The following is a 17,043-nucleotide window of genomic DNA, read 5'->3' as shown; positions in this document are numbered from 1 at the left end:
TTTTCAGGCGTGAGGAATGCGGCGAACCCAAAGGGGCACGAAGGGGGGTTTTCAAACGTGAAGAGGTAAAGCTGTGCAATCAGACCGACAGCTGGGATACATCCATACCGCAGCAAGCGAAGCATCAGCTTATAGGTCGCTTTGCGAAATAAAGTAGCACTCTGGTAGCCGACGCCAGTTCGTCGTATACCTGGCAAAGTCGACTTCAGGCTTCAAACAAACTGTAATATGCACGTTTGTTTTTGTCTCTGGGGGACTTGGACATAATCGTCACAAGGGAACAAAAATGAGAATCTCAAAGCTGTCAATCAAAAACTTTCGCTCGTTGCGAAACGTGGATTTTGAGCCTGGTGGATTCAACATCCTTGTCGGCCGAAACAACCACGGCAAATCGAACCTATTCGAAGCTATCGAATGGTTTTATTCGGGAAAGGGTGACCTGGCCGACCTACGACACGCAGGGGCGGCTGAAGGTGATGAAATCGTCGTTGAGATTGCGTTTTCAGAGGTTCAAGCTGGTCTTGAGCAAATCTCGAACAAGGAAAATCAACAGAAGTTGAGAAACATCGTTGGCGAAGACGATGTCTTTAGCGTTCGTCGTACCAGTGTCGATGCTAAGACACGCTATGTCTACAACTCAAAGGAAGGGAAATGGCAAAAGCAGCCAGTTGGCGTCGACAGTGCGTTCAACAACTGCATCCCTCGCTTTGAGTTCGTCCTGACGGATAAGAACCTCAAGGAGGTCTCAGCGTTCAAGGCCACAACACCCATTGGTCAGATGCTCAGCAGCGTTGTGTCGGAAGCGCTAGAGCAGGACATCCGTTATGTTGAGTTCAAACAGAAGTTTGAAGAGCTGTTTGAGTCTCCAGATTCAAATGTTCGAAAGCTGCTGAAACAAACCAGCGAGCGCTGATGCTCGCAATCATCAAGGCTCATGCAGACACGCGTCGTCACGAGGCTCTTGGAAAGTCGTTCATTTTTTTTATTGATGAGGCTGAGCTTCACCTACATCCAGCGGCGCAGCGCCAGCTAAAGAACGCACTAGCAAGCCTAACTGAGGATGTGGACCAGGTATTCATCACAACCCACTCATCAGTCTTCCTTTCAGACACAAACGCGGGGCAAGCAGAGTTTGTCGTAGAGAAGGAAGACGGGGCAACCTCCGTGACCCCAATGACGAAGAAGGAGCGGGTTCGAACGGTCTACGAGTTGCTCGGCGGGAATCCGACAGACCTCTTGCTGCCTGCGAACTTCTTGGTCGTCGAAGGTCCGAGCGAGGTCCTTTTCATCGAAGCGGTTTGCGCCAAATTTTACCTCGACAAGCCCAAAATTCATGTCGTGGCAGCAAATGGGGATGACGAGCGTCAGGCCCAATATCTTGCGGCGTTGATGAAATGCTACGCGCCGCTAAAGGACTCGCCAGTCTATCGCCGGTGCGCGGTTTTGCTGTTCGACGCCCCAACAGGTCAAGACAAGCAGGCAAGGCTTTCTGCCTTTCTTGACCAAAACACTGACATCCGCGACAACAACCGTGCCCACATGCTTCCGACGACTGGGCTGGAAGACTACTACCCCGCGGCGGTACGCGCCCAATTCCCCAATCTGACGAACAAGACAAAACTCGCAAGAGCTCTCGGCGCAGTTATCACCCAGAATCAGTTTGAGCAGGACATGCCCGTGATTTACGCGGCACTGACTGCTTGCTGGGAGAAGGCGTATCAGGCTTGACCAAGCCTTGGGAGTACCTTTGCAACCTCCTTTGTATGCGGACGCAGTGCTTCTCAGCAACCGACACTTAACGGGCTCTTCGTCTGTGACAGCCTTATTGACATCAAACCCGTGGAATGGGCGTGAATAAGGCACTCACTTTCCCACAACGGCACTCTTGGCGCTCTTCGCCTTGGTAGGGGCGGCTGGTTGCATCGAAGTGGTTCCCGATGACTGGGTCGCGCCCGCTATTGGAGGGTTTCCCGCCGCCTTCGAACCATTCCACAAAAGCCTGTTCTTGGCCGACTTCAAACTCCAGGTTCCCGAGTGCATACCGACGACGATATTGAGTCGGTATGAAGCCTCCATTGCGGCAATCATCTTGAGGTGCAGCGCCCGGGCTGTGCCGCCGACGAACAAGGTCGGCGCGAGGTGTCCCTTAGGCGCCGGCGCAACCTCTGCTCCGTTGGGGTACCAACTGTGCGCCGTGACCAGCATGCCAACAAAGCTCACCATCAATTCCGGAAAGGGATTCATTGACTTGCACTCGTGCGCAGCCACGACCTTGTCGCTCTTGACTGAAAAGAGCTTGCGCTTCCCTGCAGCGAAGTCCGCGTTGGTGGCCGCGTCGATAGGGGAGTCCTTCAACAGCACCAGGATGTCAGGTGTGAACCTAATGTCCGATGCAACATGGGACTCGACGCGGACCTGCTGACGCACTTCGAACTCGCCATCGTTGCCACTGAGGGTCACGTACGAAAAGTTGGCAGGGTTGCCGGAGGGCGAGGTCAGGTATCTGTATTCGTTCGCCTTCAGGTTCTCGAGCGTAAGCGTGTAACCCTGACGCTTGTAGAAGCGCAGGAGCGCATGCAGGCAGGCGATTTCGAATGCCGCCGAGAGTTGCCGCTCAGTTGCGCTGAGCACGAGCTGGTGATTGGCCGCGAACTTAGTCATGAGGTCCTGGGCCGTCGCGAGCCAAGCTGGAACTGCCGGGGATGCCGTGGTTACCAAGACTCAGCCTCGCTCCAGCTCGCGTTCGAATGTGGCAACGGCAAACACCACATCTCCACAAGTGTTGGAATGAAGCCAGCTCCGCTGTAGCTTGAGCGTGTCGACCATCACCATGAAATCTTTCATTGCAACTTTCACGCTGCCTGCTGTCTTTCGACTGAACGACGCTGTGCCATGTCTGACCGGAATGGTGCTGCCGAGTCCCTCGGGTCCCTCCTTTGCTGCTGCTTGGATTGGTCCAAGGACTTGCTGATATACGCTGTTCAGGACGAAGAGGACCTGCAGACGTTCGTCACTCCAGCCACGTCTTCGAATGAAATTGACGTTATCGTCTTCGCGCTCCGCCATGAAGGCAAGTTCCCGCTCCATTGCGTCGATGCGGCGCAGCACACCACGCCGGACTCGTGCGTCAAGAGAATGGAGTACCGGGTCAGCAATGCGGTGAACTGAAGGCCTCATTCGACGTTCTGAGTGCGTCCGTTGAACGGACCAAGCAAAAATGATACCCCGGCAAACACGAACGGTTTCGGCGTGGTCGCACTATGGACCAGACCCGAATCGCTATTCCATACGCTGATACGCTACTGAGCGAACGCTTGCATGAGCACGACGACAGCCTGGATACGCTACAAACCACGCCTACCTCCGAGACATCACCTACCCTAATCGAGCCGAGGCAAGGAGACTATGCCCTCGCCACCGGCACATCGGCCAGGCAAGTCGTGTAGGCCGGCGTCCTGCGCTCTTGCTTCATCGTCCAAACTCGATTGGCCCCAGGTTTGCCTGTGCCGCCCGAATGCACGGTGCCTTTGCCGAAGCGAGTGTTGATGACGTCCACTGCCGCCATCAGTCGTGACCGGTCACGTGTTGCCTGCTGCTCGTTGGAGTCGCCCAAATCCAGCTCCCGCTGATGCACGCTCGCAGGCTGCAGGTCAACCAAAATCACGCCAGCCTTGATGAACTGAAAACCGGCGATGTACATGAAGCGCATGCCTTCTTCAGCAGCCTTTGCCAATGCCAAAGTGTCGTCAGTGGGTCGGCGCAGGGGCACCACAACGCTGCGTGAGCACTGGGGCCCAGGCCTGTACGGGGAGGTGTGCATGAACACCATCAGCTGCGTGGCAAGGCTGCTTTGCGTCCTGAGCTTCTCCGCCGCGCGCGCCGCGAACTCGCTCACCGCTTCAACCAACGGGGCAAGCTGGTGGACAGGCTTGCCGAACGACCGGGTGCAAGCAATCTGCTGCTTCGGACCAGGGGCGTCATCCAAGTCGATGCATGAATGACCCTGTAGCTCGCGCACAGTCTTCTCCAAAGTCACGCTCCAGCCCCTTCGCGCGGTAGCAGGGTCCATCCGGGTCAAGTCAAGTACGGTTCGGATACCACCATCCCTGAGCTGCTGCGAGATACGCGGACCTACACCCCACACTTCGCCTACGTCGGTAGCCTGCAGCACGTCGTCCAGGTCCTGCGCCGGTAGCGCCGCCATGTTGAAAACCTGCGCAAACTCTGCCGGATAGCTGCCGGGCTTTCGTTCAGCGGTCTTGGCGATGTGATTCGCAAGCTTTGCCAACGTTTTGGTCTGCGCCATACCGACACACGTTGGGATGCCTGTCCACTGCAGGATGCGCTCGCGCACCTTGCGGCCACGAGCGACCAGGTCACCACTCACTCCTTGAAGACCGACGAAGCTCTCGTCAATTGAGTAGATTTCTTGAGTAGGTCCAAGCCCCGCTGCCAGGGTCATCACACGGTCGCTCAGGTCCCCGTAGAGGACAAAATTCGCCGACAAGGCCACCAACCCAGCCGACTCTTCCAAGTGCCGAATCTTGAACCAGGGCGCGGCCATCGTGATGCCCAAGTCCTTGGCTTCATTGCTGCGAGCGATGGCGCAACCGTCATTGTTCGACAGCACCACAACCGGGCGCCCGTTCAAGCTAGGGCGGAACACCCTTTCGCAGGACACGTAAAAATTATTTCCGTCGACCAACGCAAACACGATGAAATCCCTCGCATTGGATGCCGGCTCAGGCGACGAAGCGCTTGATGCAGCTGGTGACAACGCCCCAGACCTCGATGGTCTGACCATCCTTGGGCACGATGTCTGGGTAGGTGGGATTCGCGGCTTTGAGCTTCATCCGACCCGCGCGCTGGTGCAACTGTTTGACCGTGAACTCACCGTCCACCACAGCGACGACATTGTGTCCATGGACAGCCTTTAGAGCCCGGTCAACGACCAGCAGGTCCCCGTCATCAATGCCCATGTCCCGCATCGAGGCGCCAGCGACCCGCAAGACAAAAGTGGCCTGCGGATGCCGGACCAAAATTTCTGTCAGGTCCAGGCGGTTGACCGCAAAATCCTCGGCAGGAGACGGAAACCCGGCCTGCACATTTGTCTCTGGCATGGGCAACAACAGCGGCACGGCCGCTAGCGGCCGAGGTGTGCAACTGACCGATATACTGTTCATATGTACAGTATACGTACTTTGACCCTGAGCGCACCAGAATGCCCGTATGTGCTCTAACTACGACGCCTGCAACAGCACCGAACGCCTTCGACTGCACTTCGGTGTCGAGCTGCCCCCCGGAACCAACCTGCGCACTGATGTCTGGCCGACCTACCAAGCGCCATTCGTAAGGCGCCACCCGAATGCTGACGTAGGTGACGATGCTGTTCCTCCTCGCGAGGCTATGGTGGGATTGTTCGGACTGGTTCCGCACTGGGCTGGCGAAGTTGCCTTCGGCCGGCGTACCTACAACGCCAGGTCTGAGACGGTGGCTGAGAAACCCAGCTTCAGGGAAGCCTGGCGCAAGGGGCAGCACAGCATCATTCCGGTAGAGGCAGTGGTCGAGCCGGACTGGCGTTCCGGGCGAGCCATCCCAACCAAAATCCGACGCAAAGATGGCTTGCCGATGGGTGTTGCGGGCTTGTGGGCTTCCAAACGGCTGGAATCAGGCGAGGACCTGCTGACCTTCACTATGCTCACCGTCAACGCTGACGACCACGAACTGTTCAAGCACTTTCACAAGCCCGGCGATGAGAAGCGCATGGTCGTCATCCTGCACGAGCACCAGTACGACGACTGGCTGACCGCGGCACCGTCAAAGTCGATGGACTTCATGCGCCAGTACCCAGCGCATCTCCTGTATTCCACGCCAGACCCAGACCGCGGCAAGAAAAAGCGATAGGACGCGGCTTTGGTCAGCGATTTCGCTCCTGTGTGGGCACGCCACGTTGACTCAACCCTCCAAGCTCAAGAGAAATTCACCCCACCGTGCTCCTCTACGTAGACTCCCAATTCGCATCCCCGTATGCGCTTTCCGCCTTCGTTGCACTTCGCACGAAGGGCCTCTCGTTCGAGGTCGTGCCACTGGACCTTGCAGCAAGTCAGAACGCCACCCCTGACTACAAGGAAACCTCGCTCACCGGCAGGGTGCCCACCTTGGTCTGCGACGGGTTCGCCCTCTCGGAGTCCTCCGCCATTGCCGAGTACCTCGAAGAGTTGCACCCCCTACCTCGGCTGTATCCCTCCTCCTCACAGGCCAGAGCACGCGCACGGCAGGTTCAGGCCTGGTTGCGCAGCGACCTACTGGCTCTGCGGCAAGACAGGTCGACTGAAGTCATCTTCTACGGCCCTACCGTCTCGCCGCTCAGCCCTGCGGGCGAAGTGGCTGCGCAGAAGCTGCTGCAGGTAGCCTCTGCTTTGCTCGCGCACGGCGAGGACCACCTGTTTGGTCAGTGGTGCATCGCAGACCTGGACCTGACCGTCATGCTCAACCGCCTAGTGCTCAATGGCGACCTAGTCCCCGAAGCCTTGGCCCGCTACGCGCGCAGGCAGTGGCAGCTTGCTGCAGTGCAGGAGTGGCTACGGTTCCCTCGACCGGCACTTTGAGCGCGGCCTGCAACTTGACTGATTCACCAACGGCCAGTACGCGATGTACTGACCATTGCTCTTTGAGTATCGAAAGCCAAGCCCGAAAGCCTGCTCCACGCAGGTAGGCACCACTTGCATATCTAGCGTCAATATGCCCCGTCTTCCGGACCTTCTTTGTCCGCGAGCATGACCTGCCCGGACGACTGGTGACACACCATGCACTGGCAGTGCAGTTGCTATTGCTACTAGAACACGATGACAAGACTGCAGCTGCTGGGTACAGTCGCGCGATGCCTGCGCAACAGCCTGTCCCACACGATTTCCTTCACTTACTTGATGATGCAGTCCATGGGTTTGCGTCCAAACATTCGGCAGGGCTGCTGGGTAACAGGCACGCGGGTGCCACGAGGACGCGCGACGAAGAGGACGGGCAAGAGCCAAAGTACAAATCCTCCACCCCAAGCTGCACCTGAAAGCGACTTCGATGCGGCTGGTCTTCACCGACTTTGATGGGGTCCTCCATCCCCTTGATGCGGAGCTTCCCGAGGGGCGCCGATTTTGCTGGCTACCTGTACTTGAATCTCTGCTCGTCGGCCACCCCGACGTACACATAGTTGTTCATTCCAGTTGGCGCTACGAGTACATCGACCAAGAACTGCGAGCACTACTCGGGCCGTTGGGACCGAAGTTTGTCGGCAGTGCGCCGCGCGGACCCCGCGAACAATCGATAGAGCTGGTGCTCCAGGCAAATCGACGTGTTCGGCATCATCTGGTACTCGATGACGACAAGCAAGAGTTCACCGGCACAGCGGTCAACTTGTTGCTGCTCAACCCTCAGCGCGGAATTTCGGACGAAACGGCTCAAACCGCCATCAAGAACTGGCTGCAGTCGACATCCCCAGTTCAGGCTCACGAGACCCCATGAAAACCGAGCCACCGACATGCACACCCGGCTTGCGGGAGCTTGACCTGGAACGAATCAAATCAGAGCAGATTGGGGTCTGCGACATCACCAGCGCAGGAGCTCTGCTTAGGCGGGTCGAGGACCTGTTGTTCGACGCAGACGACATGCTGCAAGACGCTCAGCGCCGTCAGGACCCGCATTGGTGGCGATATGCCGACCGTCGTGACGACCTCGTGGATGTTCTGAGAGCAATATCCAACGCAGTGGAGTTCAACTTGAAGACCGCGCCTTCAGACAAGAAGCGATAAAGCGAGCACCTGGGCATTCCTCATCGCCCGCTATGTCTCCAGTCCCAAGGGGCTTCCGGTGCGTTGTCCAACCACAGTCCCCTTCGGAATCTGCGCGCCTCCTGCTCAGCACTTGCGTACAGCATTCGGTCAGAGGGAGTTTGCTCGTTCTCGTATTCCTTGTAGTGCCAAGCAAGACCAGCTGCCACAACAGCCAGATTGACGTCCCGCCCCTCCAAAATCACCTTGCCCACAGAACGGCCGTACTTGTCAGTTTTTTCTGTCTCGACGTCGACCTGCTGCGCCGCCACCATCGAAGCAAGGAACTCGCGCGAGCGTTGACCAAAGGCTTGCCGGCGTTCGGGTGCGTCTATCCCAGCCAAACGAATCTTGTGTTGCTGCAGGTTCGCGTCCAAGACGGTGATGGTGTCGCCATCAGCCACACGCACAACCTTTCCCGAAATCACGTCGGCATGCACGCCAAAAGATGCAGCGAGTACGAAAGCGGACACCCACACACTCTTCATAAAACCTAGAAAAATAATGCCCAGGAGGACCGGGCAAGGAAAGACACATCTTGTGCCAAAGGAGGAGAGCTTCTCGCGAAGCTCCCAGGAAGTGTCTTAGGTTGAACTGAGCCGGTCATCTCCCATCTGAGGGACGGAGACACTGGTTGCAAATCTCGGGCAATTCCCTCCATGTCGGTAGCAAATGGTGTTCTGACTTGCACAATTAGACCAACATGCAAAGCACCAAACCCCGCCCCGCCAACTGTTGCAACTTCTGTGGCTCAACCAGCTACCACCACGATATCGTCCGCAACGAACTGGCTCAGATGCAGAAGTCGAGCACGATAGTCTGTGACGGTTGCGGCCGTCACTTTGAGAGCGTGACGGCATGGAGAGGAGGCTCGCCGCCCTCTAATAGTCTCGTGTCTTGAACTTGCCCCGTTCAAAGGAAATCGTCCACTGTTAAGCCGTACTCGTTCATGAGTGCGTTGATTTCCAGAATCACTGCGCGACGCTCTTCATCGGAATGCCCTTCGGCCGCAGCGAAGAAGCTGCTCGCACTCTTGAGCAGCTCTTCAAAGCGACTTTCTGTCAGTGACTCACCCCTCTTTGTAGTCTGCGTGCGAAGTGAACGTTCCGTATCATTGTGTCGACCCATGCTTTGAATTTATCTGTCTTCGACCTTGGTGAGCGAGGAGCCATCTGACAACAGGCCTAGTGACCGACTGGGAGCTTTAGCGTGAAAGGGATAGGCCGCGGGATGCGGAGGTACCATCATCAGTTGCGCCACTGATTCGGTAGTTAATGATGACCCAAAACGACGCCGCAGGGCAGCAGACACCTGGCGCACCGCAGGAAGCACCGAATGGAACTTCGCCTGAACTGACTGGCGGCCAAGGCTTCAGCTTTGAGGATGCGGTTGCTTCCGTATACGCAGCAGCGTTGCTCTGCGAGACGACAGCGCCGGGCCTGCCGGGCCGCGTAGTCACACATGTCTCGGTGCAACAAGGTTCGTTCGGGCAGCCTCTGGACGACCTCATCATTCGGGCAGAAGGAGCCGACCACGTCTCGATAGCCTTTAGCGCCCAGGTCAAGCGCAAGCTGGTAATCAGCGCTGCGAGAACGAACACTGACTTCCGAGTGACGATTGAGCACGCTTATGAAACGCTCTCGGACGCGGGTTTTCAGGTTTCGTTGGACAGGGTGTGCGTCATCGCCGGCGAAATCTCGGACGCAGCCAAGAGGAGCTTTGAGACGCTTTGTGAGTGGGCGCGGGCAGAAAGCACCTCGGAACAGTTCGTCCGCAAGCTGCAGACCGATGGCGCCGCGGGAGACAAGCTCACACAGTTCGAGGCGGTTCGTGAAATCCTCTCGCTTAAAGTGACGCCCAGCGAAATTGATGCAACCACCCACAAGCTACTGAGTCACTTTGTCCTCATACGCTTGGACTTGCTGACCGAAGGCTCACCGACTGAAGCGCAGACAGTAGCAGGCCTTGCCACTACCCTTGCTCCAGTGGACCGTCCCCGCGCCGACGACCTGTGGCGCCGGTTGCTAGCGTTGGTGCGCGTTTCGCAAGGGCGCGCTGCAGGGTACGACCGTAAGACATTGGTCTCTCGTCTAAACGGTGCATTCCGGCTTGCTGGGGCGCCGAGTGCGCAGAGAGCACTGCAAGCAATACAGCAGGAGAGTCGACTTGCCGCTTCCGAAATCACGAATTGCATCTCTGACCTGAGTGTGCCGCGCGACACCTGCGTTCAAGCGGTGGTCAAGGCTGCGAAGTCGCCTGGCTTTGTGCAGATTGGCGGCTTGCCAGGTGCAGGCAAGTCAGTCGTTCTCCGCTCGGCTGTCGAGCAACTCGCCGCCTCGGGAACTGTCCTCTTTCTAAAGTCCGACCGTCTGCGGGGGAGTACGTGGCCGCAGTATGCCGCCGCTGCGGGCATGACGTACGGCAACTTGGAGGAGCTCCTAGTCGAGCTTTCCGCGTCTGGCTCCAGCGTGCTGTTCGTCGACGGTATTGACCGTGTGGAGGTAGAACACCGAGGCATCATCCTGGACCTGCTGAACACCATCAGTTCCTCGCCCTTGCTGTCAGGATGGTGCGTCGTGGCCACCGTGCGCGACACGGGTATGGAGCCATTGCGCACTTGGTTGCCAGCTAGTCTGTTCTCGAGTGGAGTGCGGACGCAGACCATTGACTCTTTCGACGACGAGGAAGCTGAAGCTCTCGCGCGCGCCAAGCCTGCCCTTCGACCTCTGCTTTTCGGCAGTGATTCGGTTCGCGCGGTCGTTCGTAGGCCATTTTTCGCGGCCGTGCTTGCCAAGGAGGTTGACTCATCGAACGCACAGGCTACCTCCGAGGTCGACCTTGCAGCTTTGTGGTGGGAGCGCGGCGGCTACGGCGCTGACCCTACGCGGGTTGGCCACCGGCGAAATGCCCTGGTGCAGCTGGCCAAGACTGGCGCGCATCAACTTGGCAGGCGTATCCCCATAGCCGATGTCGATGCTCAGGCGCTCGCCGAACTCGAGGCGGACGGCATTGTTCGACCTGTCAGACGCGGACATACCGTGCAGTTCTCTCACGACATCTTCTTCGAATGGGCGTTCCTGCAGCACCTGGTCCGGGCGGATGGTGCCTGGCCAGAGGTAATTCGTGAAGTTGGAGAGCCGCCGGCGCTCGGGCGGGTCGTCGAGCTGCTCTCCCAGTCGGAGCTTGCCCACGGCGAGAACTGGTCCAACCACTTGGCCGCCCTGGAAGGCAATCAGAGACTTCGCTCCCAGTGGCTGCGCGCGTGGATGGCTGGGCCGTTCTCCCTGGAGACGTTCGCGCAGTACTCCACAGCCTTCGACCGAGCGATGCTCGACACTGCCCACTCGCGGGTCCGCAAGGTTGTCGTTTGGTACCAAGCTGAAAAGACGAAGCCGAATACGGCAGTTCTCGAGCGCTCAGACGCTCCTGACCTCGACCTCGCCAAGCGCATGCTGTATGCGGACATGTTGGGACACCCGTCGGACGTCGCAGCCTGGGCTCGCTTCTGCGACTGGCTTCTGGACCACGCTTCAGACATCCCAACCAGTGTGATTCCAGAAGTGGTCTCGGCGTTCGAGGTCTGGCAGAACAGGTTCTCCCAAAACCGAAACCGGGTGTCCGAGCGCATCGTTCAGACCTGCCTCGCCTGGCTTTACCACCTCCAGCATCAACTGCATCGAAGGGAGTTCTCGACGGACCGCGGGGTCTGGGCCGAGATTGAGGACAGGTGGGATGGCTTGGACGAGCTCGAGTCGGCGCTGCGCACTTTGGTGCTGAACTCTTCGCTCACCCAGCGCTTCTTGGTCACTCAGTACCTCCGCGATTTGCGCCGACTAGAACGAATGCCACGTCAGGCCGTTCAGTCCGTTTTCACACATGCCCCATTTCTCTCGCGCGCTTGCCCAGAGGAGTTGGCGGACTTCACGCTTTCCGTAGTCCGCAAGCGACTTCCTGTCATTGTGAAGAAGGAGCTGCGAGGACGCGACTTCCTCGTGTCAAACAGCTTCAGCCACTTTGAATGGAACCATCTCTCCATCGACGACCAACACTCTTTCTTCCCTTCGGCGCCTACTAGGGAGCCTTTCCACTCTCTACTGCTGCAAGCACCGGACCAGGGTAGAAGACTGGTTCGGGAGGTAGCCAACCACGCCACTCGGTCTTGGCGCCAGCTGCACCGGCTCTCGCACGAGAAGGATGGAACACCTATCCCGCTCGTCATGCAATTTCCGTGGGGCAGGCAAGTGTTCTGGGGCGATAGCCGCCTCTACTTGGGAGCACGTGGATATTTCGGGCCATCGACCGTCAACTCAGGCTGGATGGCTCTTGAGGCTTGGGCGTTCCGAGAACTTGAGAAAGGCACGCCGGTTGACGACGTCCTCAAAGCCGTCTTGGAAGGGCACCAGTCCGTGGGCGCCCTTGCTGTTGCCGCTGCCATCGCTCTGCAGGAGCAGCACAGCTCCGCGACAACTCTGCCTATTGCGACGAATCAGCGCCTTTGGCACTGGGACATTCGGCGCCAAGTGCAGGACATGTCGCAGATTGCGAACCTTATCGGGTTCAGCAAGCCGCAGGACAAACCTCACGGCATGGCGGTGAAGGAAGGCAATGAAAGACCGGTACGCCGTGCAGAAATCCGCTCGCTCGCCACTCTTATGGTGCTTAGAGGAGGAGAGCTAGGTGGGTTAGCTGCTGCGGCCATCCAAGGCTTCTCGGGGGACTTGCCCTTTGACTACGCTGAGCAACGAACGAACGCTGGCATACGTTCTGACCTCGCAAGAACTGCAGAGATATGGGTGGAGTTAGGCAAGCAGGAGAACTATCGCGCAGAGCTCAGCCCGGATGAATCCAAGGTCGTCATCTCCCACGAGAATCCCAAGGCAACGGGCAAGGACATTCAGGCGATACAAGCCCGACAAAGCGAGATGGGGCGCTACCTCCCTCTTCTGAACTGGGCCCACTCCTACTTTGACGACGGCAAGCTGAAGGCGTCACTCACGCTTGAAGCTGCTGCAACAGCAGCAAAGGAACTCGATTCCGAAGGCCTTTTCGCCACTGGACATATACACACGGAGCTGGCATACCAACGGCAATCGGCCGTTGCTGGTGTAGCTGCAATCCTCTTGCTTGAGAAGGCAGAGGCGCACTTCCAATGGGCGGGTGAAGTGTGCGCTCGTGCTGCGCAGACGCCGAAGGGCCAGCAACCTTCTTTCACCCGCAGCGTGAACCTCATGCACCATCCGGTGCTCTACGCCGCCAAGGGGCTGGGGGCATTGTTTGCGGTTGCTGGAGACGATGATGACGTCAAGCCGCTGCAGTCTTTCCTCACGGAGCTTTGCGCCCATCCCTACGAGGAAATCGCAGTCGCGGCATTTGGCGCCTTACTGGGTGCCTGGCCGCGGTATCCGGACATCGCGTGGGCAGCGCTAAGACTGGCTACAGCGTTAGCGCTCTTGGAAGTGCCGTATGGTCCAGATGGAGAACCAGAAGAACCGTACCAAGTACGAATTCAGGGGGCGGTCACCGAGGAACTACAAAGACTGCAAGATGGAAAGCCTGTGGCCAGCCCGATGCCCACATGGCCTGAGCCCTGGATATCGATTCCCGAAGGCGAGGCTGTTCAAGCACGCGGGCGACGTGGCCGCACCGTCAATACCGAGTGGCGTGTCAACCCATTGGACGTCGACACCTCACTCCTCGAGAAGGTACTGCGGGTCATCCCCTTTGAAGCCGCACTGGCGAACCAAGCACACGAGGCGATGTTTCTTGACTGGTGCGAGGGCCTGGCCAAGTGGACCATCGAGCGAATCGCGCCTTCATGGGCGAGAAGCGGGCGAGAACTTGACGATGACTTCGCAACCAACAACTTTGAGTGGTGTCACCATCTATATCAGTTCTTGGCTCGGATTTCGCTGATGGTGTCTCTGGATGAAGGAATGCGACGTTTCCTTCAACCGGCAATGACCGCCAATGATGAGGCGTTCACCAACCTCACTCAGCCATTCACAGCCCATCTGATTGGTCAAGTGATGGACAGCCCAAAGATTCCCAGGAACGCCTTACCCTTGCTCACTGCTGTCGCGCAGCGCGTTCTAACCCATCGGGGCTGGGAACACTTCAGACACGACGGACACTCTAAGCTGGACTTCGTCACCATAGTCAATCACTTGTTCTTCGCCGACCTTGGGTACGCTGGAGGGGCGGTTCGCTTCGCCAACCGAGACTGGACCGAAGTTGGAGTTGTGATTTCCGTCTTTGAGCCAATACTTTCCGCCCACGGGTCTGCCCCTTTGGTTTCCCGCGCCTGGGTGAGCCTTTGCGAAAGCAGCTTGGAGCACTACCCTGTTCAGCATTTCGTTGACAACCTTGACTACGTTCTGGTCGGAGAGGGAACTCCTCCAGGATGGCGGGGTACGCAACTTCCAGGCCGGCTGTCTGGGCTGATTCAGCGCTTCAGCGAGCGGCAGCAGCCGATGCCCTTGGCGATGGCGCAGAAACTATTGCGTGCACTCGACAGGCTCGTAGACATGGGCGACAGGCGCGCCGCTGCTGTGCAACTTAGTGAGGTCTTCCGTTCCGTACGCATCGCTAGCTAGTTCAAGGCAGGGCCGACTACGCTGCTCTTAGGCGACGCAGAATCTCTGCCTCAAACAAGCGAACCCACTGTGCGTTGGTGAAGCCAGAACATTCGGTGCGAAGCATCGACCCGTACGGTCCAGTTCCAGTCAGCAGGTAGGCCCGCGCATTCAAAATGTGTGCAGTGCTCATCCTCACCAATGAGATGGCAGTTCCGTCATCACAAATCCACTCTGGGGCCAGCATTCAGCGCTCCTTCAATCTGAATGTGACTCTATTCGCCGACCGTGTTTGAGAGCAACAAATACCTTTGAAGCTATCTGTTATTGATTCATGTACCCGCAGTACAGGAGCTTGGTCTCTCTACAGGGGCAAATCACTGAGAACGCGTAGTTCAAGAGACTTCTTACGAACTCGACATAGTAGGCTCTCGATGTCACTCAAGCTAGCGACCCCTGGCGGAACATGATACCTCCTGGTAGCAGGCCTTTGCATATTTGCGCCGTCCCAAAGACATAGATGACTGACAGCAGACTCAGTCAATGAAAGCTATTTCCATTCCCTGCATCGACCCAACTAATTCCGAGCGTTACGACGACGGGTAATCACTTTTGCAACGACCCTCGCGATGTCTCGTGCTCGATGCACTTCCAGTTCGGACATAGATGCTACAAGCATCGAGAGCATGCCTCCTCGCATTTCAAGTTTCTCCTTCAGTGCGCGTAGTTCAACCTCTGCCAAATCGTTCAGCCGGAGTCCACGGACTGTTCTTCGCCCTGTAGGGGAATGCCAAGTAAATACCCAACCACGAGCTATGGCAATGTGGTCCGAGTAATTATGAACATATGGATTGACCCATCTGAAATCTGCCGAATTGGTGGGAAACTGAGCACCGGAATTAAGTTGAATTGAAAATACCGGAATACGTATCGCGTTAGGATTGTTGGTCAGCCGCCTGTATCCAGCCATCCATTTTGAGAAGTACCCGTTCTTCTTTACATTGCATGTTCCACAAGAAACTGCTAGGTTGCGAATCTCGAAACGATGCTCGGGATATGAATCTTTGTCGACGAAATGCTCTAGTTGAGCAGCATAATCGTCGTAAAGGAGTCGTCTGCAAAAGCAGCAACGACCGAACTGACACGTTCTGAGGTTACGCTTCAATTCAGTTTTGAAATCAGTGACAATCCGTGCCTTTGACGTCCACGTGTATGCGTTGAGTAAAGCCTGCGTCGTTCCCGCAAGATAAAGAGGAACCGGATTTATGCGCTCGAACCCAATATTCATTTGTTCGAAACCCCTCCCAAGAGCGCATCAATCACCTCAACCATCGGGTCGCCCTCGGTAAGAGCAGTTCGAATATTAATTAACTCTGGAATCAGAGCCAAAAATTCAGGCGCGTCAAATGCCCCACGCTCGACAAGTGAAACTGCTAACTGCACTCTATCAACCACAACTTTGTTTCGACTTGACCCAACCCCAAACTGATTCAAAAGAAGCTCATCCGATGACGCGCCGTACGAAACCACGCTCAATTGAGGTTCTACTAACGTCATGTCTACCACCGTGCTGCCCTGGGACGCTGAACCGACGATGAGGGGGGAATGCGTGGAGACAATTACATGCCCATCGCGCATAACCTTGGAGCATGTACTGAACACTGTGTCCATCAGGTCCCTTTGCCATTGTGGATGGAGGCTATTTTCAGGCTCATCCATCAGAAGGACGGATTGTTCATCAAGCCCAAAACCTATCGCAAGAATGGTCGAGAACATATGGTACTCGCCGGAACTTAGTTCAAACGCCGAGAACTCCGTGTCGTTTAATAGAGAACGGACATGTACCTCTTGTAAACGAAGAATGTCCAACAGAAGACCTAGCCTCAGCACATTGGGGGTGGTGCTTTCGCAATAAGCACCCTGGGTAGAAAGTCCAATGTCGAAGCGAGCGCGCTGTTGAAGCAGAATTCGAAGATTGGAAAACTCCTCAGGAGAGAATTCCTTTAGTAACCATCTTGCCATCGCAAACGATACGTTCGGGAATGGCCGCCTGCCGTACCGTACTTCGTCTGTTTCAGGAGAAATCGCACTGAGGTTTTCCTCCAAATTTTCCAACGAAGCTCTTGTATCTCGATTGGCCGACTTAAAGCCTACGATGTATCTTGAAGCCGGAATAATTCCAGCATGCCGATGAGCATCCGAAAAGAAGCTCCATCCACAGCGCTTTTCAGCCCGCGGATGTAAAGAAAAGGCGAGCATCGTTTCAAGAGGGGCCTTTCGACTCAAAAGGTTGTTGCCAACTCGCTGTCCTATATAGGTGTAATGGGGAACATCGAATTCACTGCGGATACCTTGCGGACGTTCCTTTGACGGGAATCTGTCTGCAGCAGAGCCAGAAAGACAAAAAACTTGGTGCGCATCCGGATTTAGGAGCCTGTTGCGCTCCGAGAATAAGTCTTGTTTACGAGGTGCCACTAAGGAAGTTACGAGTTGCTTAAGCAGCGTACTCTTGTGGGAGCCATTGTGACCCGTGATAAGCGTAGTCTCAAACTGCTCCATTGGCGGTCGGTCTGAATGAAGCAACGCTACCCGTCGGAATCTACGGTGGGCATCTTCAAAGTCCACGCTTTCCACTATAGCCATACTATCTC

13 protein-coding genes are annotated in these 17,043 nt (G+C 56.7%); 7 read left to right on the top strand and 6 right to left on the bottom strand.

What is annotated here, in order from left to right; translation table 11 throughout:
• The first annotated feature begins 286 nt into the window (after positions 1-286).
• Positions 287-913 (top strand): AAA family ATPase, encoded by a 627-nt coding sequence (locus HFL01S_RS07935; protein ID WP_084383154.1) that lies wholly within the window; start codon positions 287-289, stop codon positions 911-913.
• The gene (locus HFL01S_RS07930) at positions 913-1,728 is read left to right on the top strand and encodes an ATP-dependent nuclease (RefSeq protein ID WP_066257094.1); all 816 of its coding nucleotides are present in this window, start codon (positions 913-915) and stop codon (positions 1,726-1,728) included. Before HFL01S_RS07935 ends, HFL01S_RS07930 begins: the two co-directional genes overlap by 1 nt.
• A 135-nt stretch (positions 1,729-1,863) precedes the next feature.
• On the opposite strand, the gene HFL01S_RS07925 is transcribed toward HFL01S_RS07930, so the two are convergent.
• The 4 genes from HFL01S_RS07925 to HFL01S_RS07910 all read right to left on the bottom strand — a co-directional run bounded on the left by HFL01S_RS07925 (position 1,864) and on the right by HFL01S_RS07910 (position 5,183).
• Positions 1,864-2,661, bottom strand: a complete 798-nt coding sequence (locus tag HFL01S_RS07925) for a hypothetical protein (RefSeq protein ID WP_066257092.1) — start codon at positions 2,659-2,661, stop codon at positions 1,864-1,866.
• A gap of 60 nt (positions 2,662-2,721) precedes the next feature.
• Positions 2,722-3,108: a hypothetical protein gene (locus HFL01S_RS25045; RefSeq protein ID WP_157538808.1), complete on the bottom strand. Its 387-nt coding sequence runs from the start codon at positions 3,106-3,108 to the stop codon at positions 2,722-2,724.
• Between the two features lie 295 nt (positions 3,109-3,403).
• Positions 3,404-4,714: a Y-family DNA polymerase gene (locus HFL01S_RS07915; RefSeq protein ID WP_066257086.1), complete on the bottom strand. Its 1,311-nt coding sequence runs from the start codon at positions 4,712-4,714 to the stop codon at positions 3,404-3,406.
• Between the two features lie 28 nt (positions 4,715-4,742).
• Positions 4,743-5,183, bottom strand: coding sequence for a LexA family protein (locus HFL01S_RS07910; protein WP_066257084.1), 441 nt, complete (start codon positions 5,181-5,183; stop codon positions 4,743-4,745).
• 46 nt (positions 5,184-5,229) lie between these two features.
• Here HFL01S_RS07910 and HFL01S_RS07905 point away from each other — a divergent pair, with 46 nt between their 5' ends.
• The 4 genes from HFL01S_RS07905 (at position 5,230) to HFL01S_RS07895 (ending at position 7,802) form a co-directional block, all read left to right on the top strand.
• A complete protein-coding gene (locus HFL01S_RS07905; protein ID WP_066257082.1) occupies positions 5,230-5,904 on the top strand; it encodes an SOS response-associated peptidase in 675 nt (224 codons plus the stop codon).
• 86 nt (positions 5,905-5,990) lie between these two features.
• A complete protein-coding gene (gene yfcF / locus HFL01S_RS07900) occupies positions 5,991-6,608 on the top strand; it encodes a glutathione transferase (RefSeq protein ID WP_066257080.1) in 618 nt (205 codons plus the stop codon).
• A 466-nt stretch (positions 6,609-7,074) separates the two neighbouring features.
• A complete protein-coding gene (locus HFL01S_RS25040; protein WP_157538807.1) occupies positions 7,075-7,515 on the top strand; it encodes an HAD domain-containing protein in 441 nt (146 codons plus the stop codon).
• On the top strand, positions 7,512-7,802 hold the full coding sequence (locus tag HFL01S_RS07895) for a hypothetical protein (protein WP_157538806.1): 291 nt from the start codon (positions 7,512-7,514) through the stop codon (positions 7,800-7,802). The genes HFL01S_RS25040 and HFL01S_RS07895 overlap by 4 nt, the downstream gene beginning before the upstream one ends.
• Before the next feature lie 20 nt (positions 7,803-7,822).
• Here HFL01S_RS07895 and HFL01S_RS07890 read toward each other — a convergent pair whose 3' ends face one another.
• A complete protein-coding gene (locus HFL01S_RS07890) occupies positions 7,823-8,293 on the bottom strand; it encodes a thermonuclease family protein (RefSeq protein WP_245644756.1) in 471 nt (156 codons plus the stop codon).
• An 804-nt stretch (positions 8,294-9,097) separates the two neighbouring features.
• Between HFL01S_RS07890 and HFL01S_RS07885 the strand changes: the two genes are divergently transcribed.
• The gene (locus tag HFL01S_RS07885; RefSeq protein ID WP_169802320.1) at positions 9,098-14,413 is read left to right on the top strand and encodes an NACHT domain-containing protein; all 5,316 of its coding nucleotides are present in this window, start codon (positions 9,098-9,100) and stop codon (positions 14,411-14,413) included.
• A gap of 1,263 nt (positions 14,414-15,676) precedes the next feature.
• Here the strand turns inward: HFL01S_RS07885 and HFL01S_RS24610 are convergent.
• Positions 15,677-16,951, bottom strand: a complete 1,275-nt coding sequence (locus HFL01S_RS24610) for an ATP-binding protein (protein WP_245644755.1) — start codon at positions 16,949-16,951, stop codon at positions 15,677-15,679.
• Between the last annotated feature and the right edge of the window lie 92 nt (positions 16,952-17,043).

This window comes from Hydrogenophaga flava NBRC 102514 (genome assembly GCF_001571145.1).
In the GTDB taxonomy this organism is placed as follows: Bacteria; Pseudomonadota; Gammaproteobacteria; order Burkholderiales; family Burkholderiaceae_C; genus Hydrogenophaga; species Hydrogenophaga flava.
This window is presented reverse-complemented; position numbering and strand designations above follow the sequence as displayed.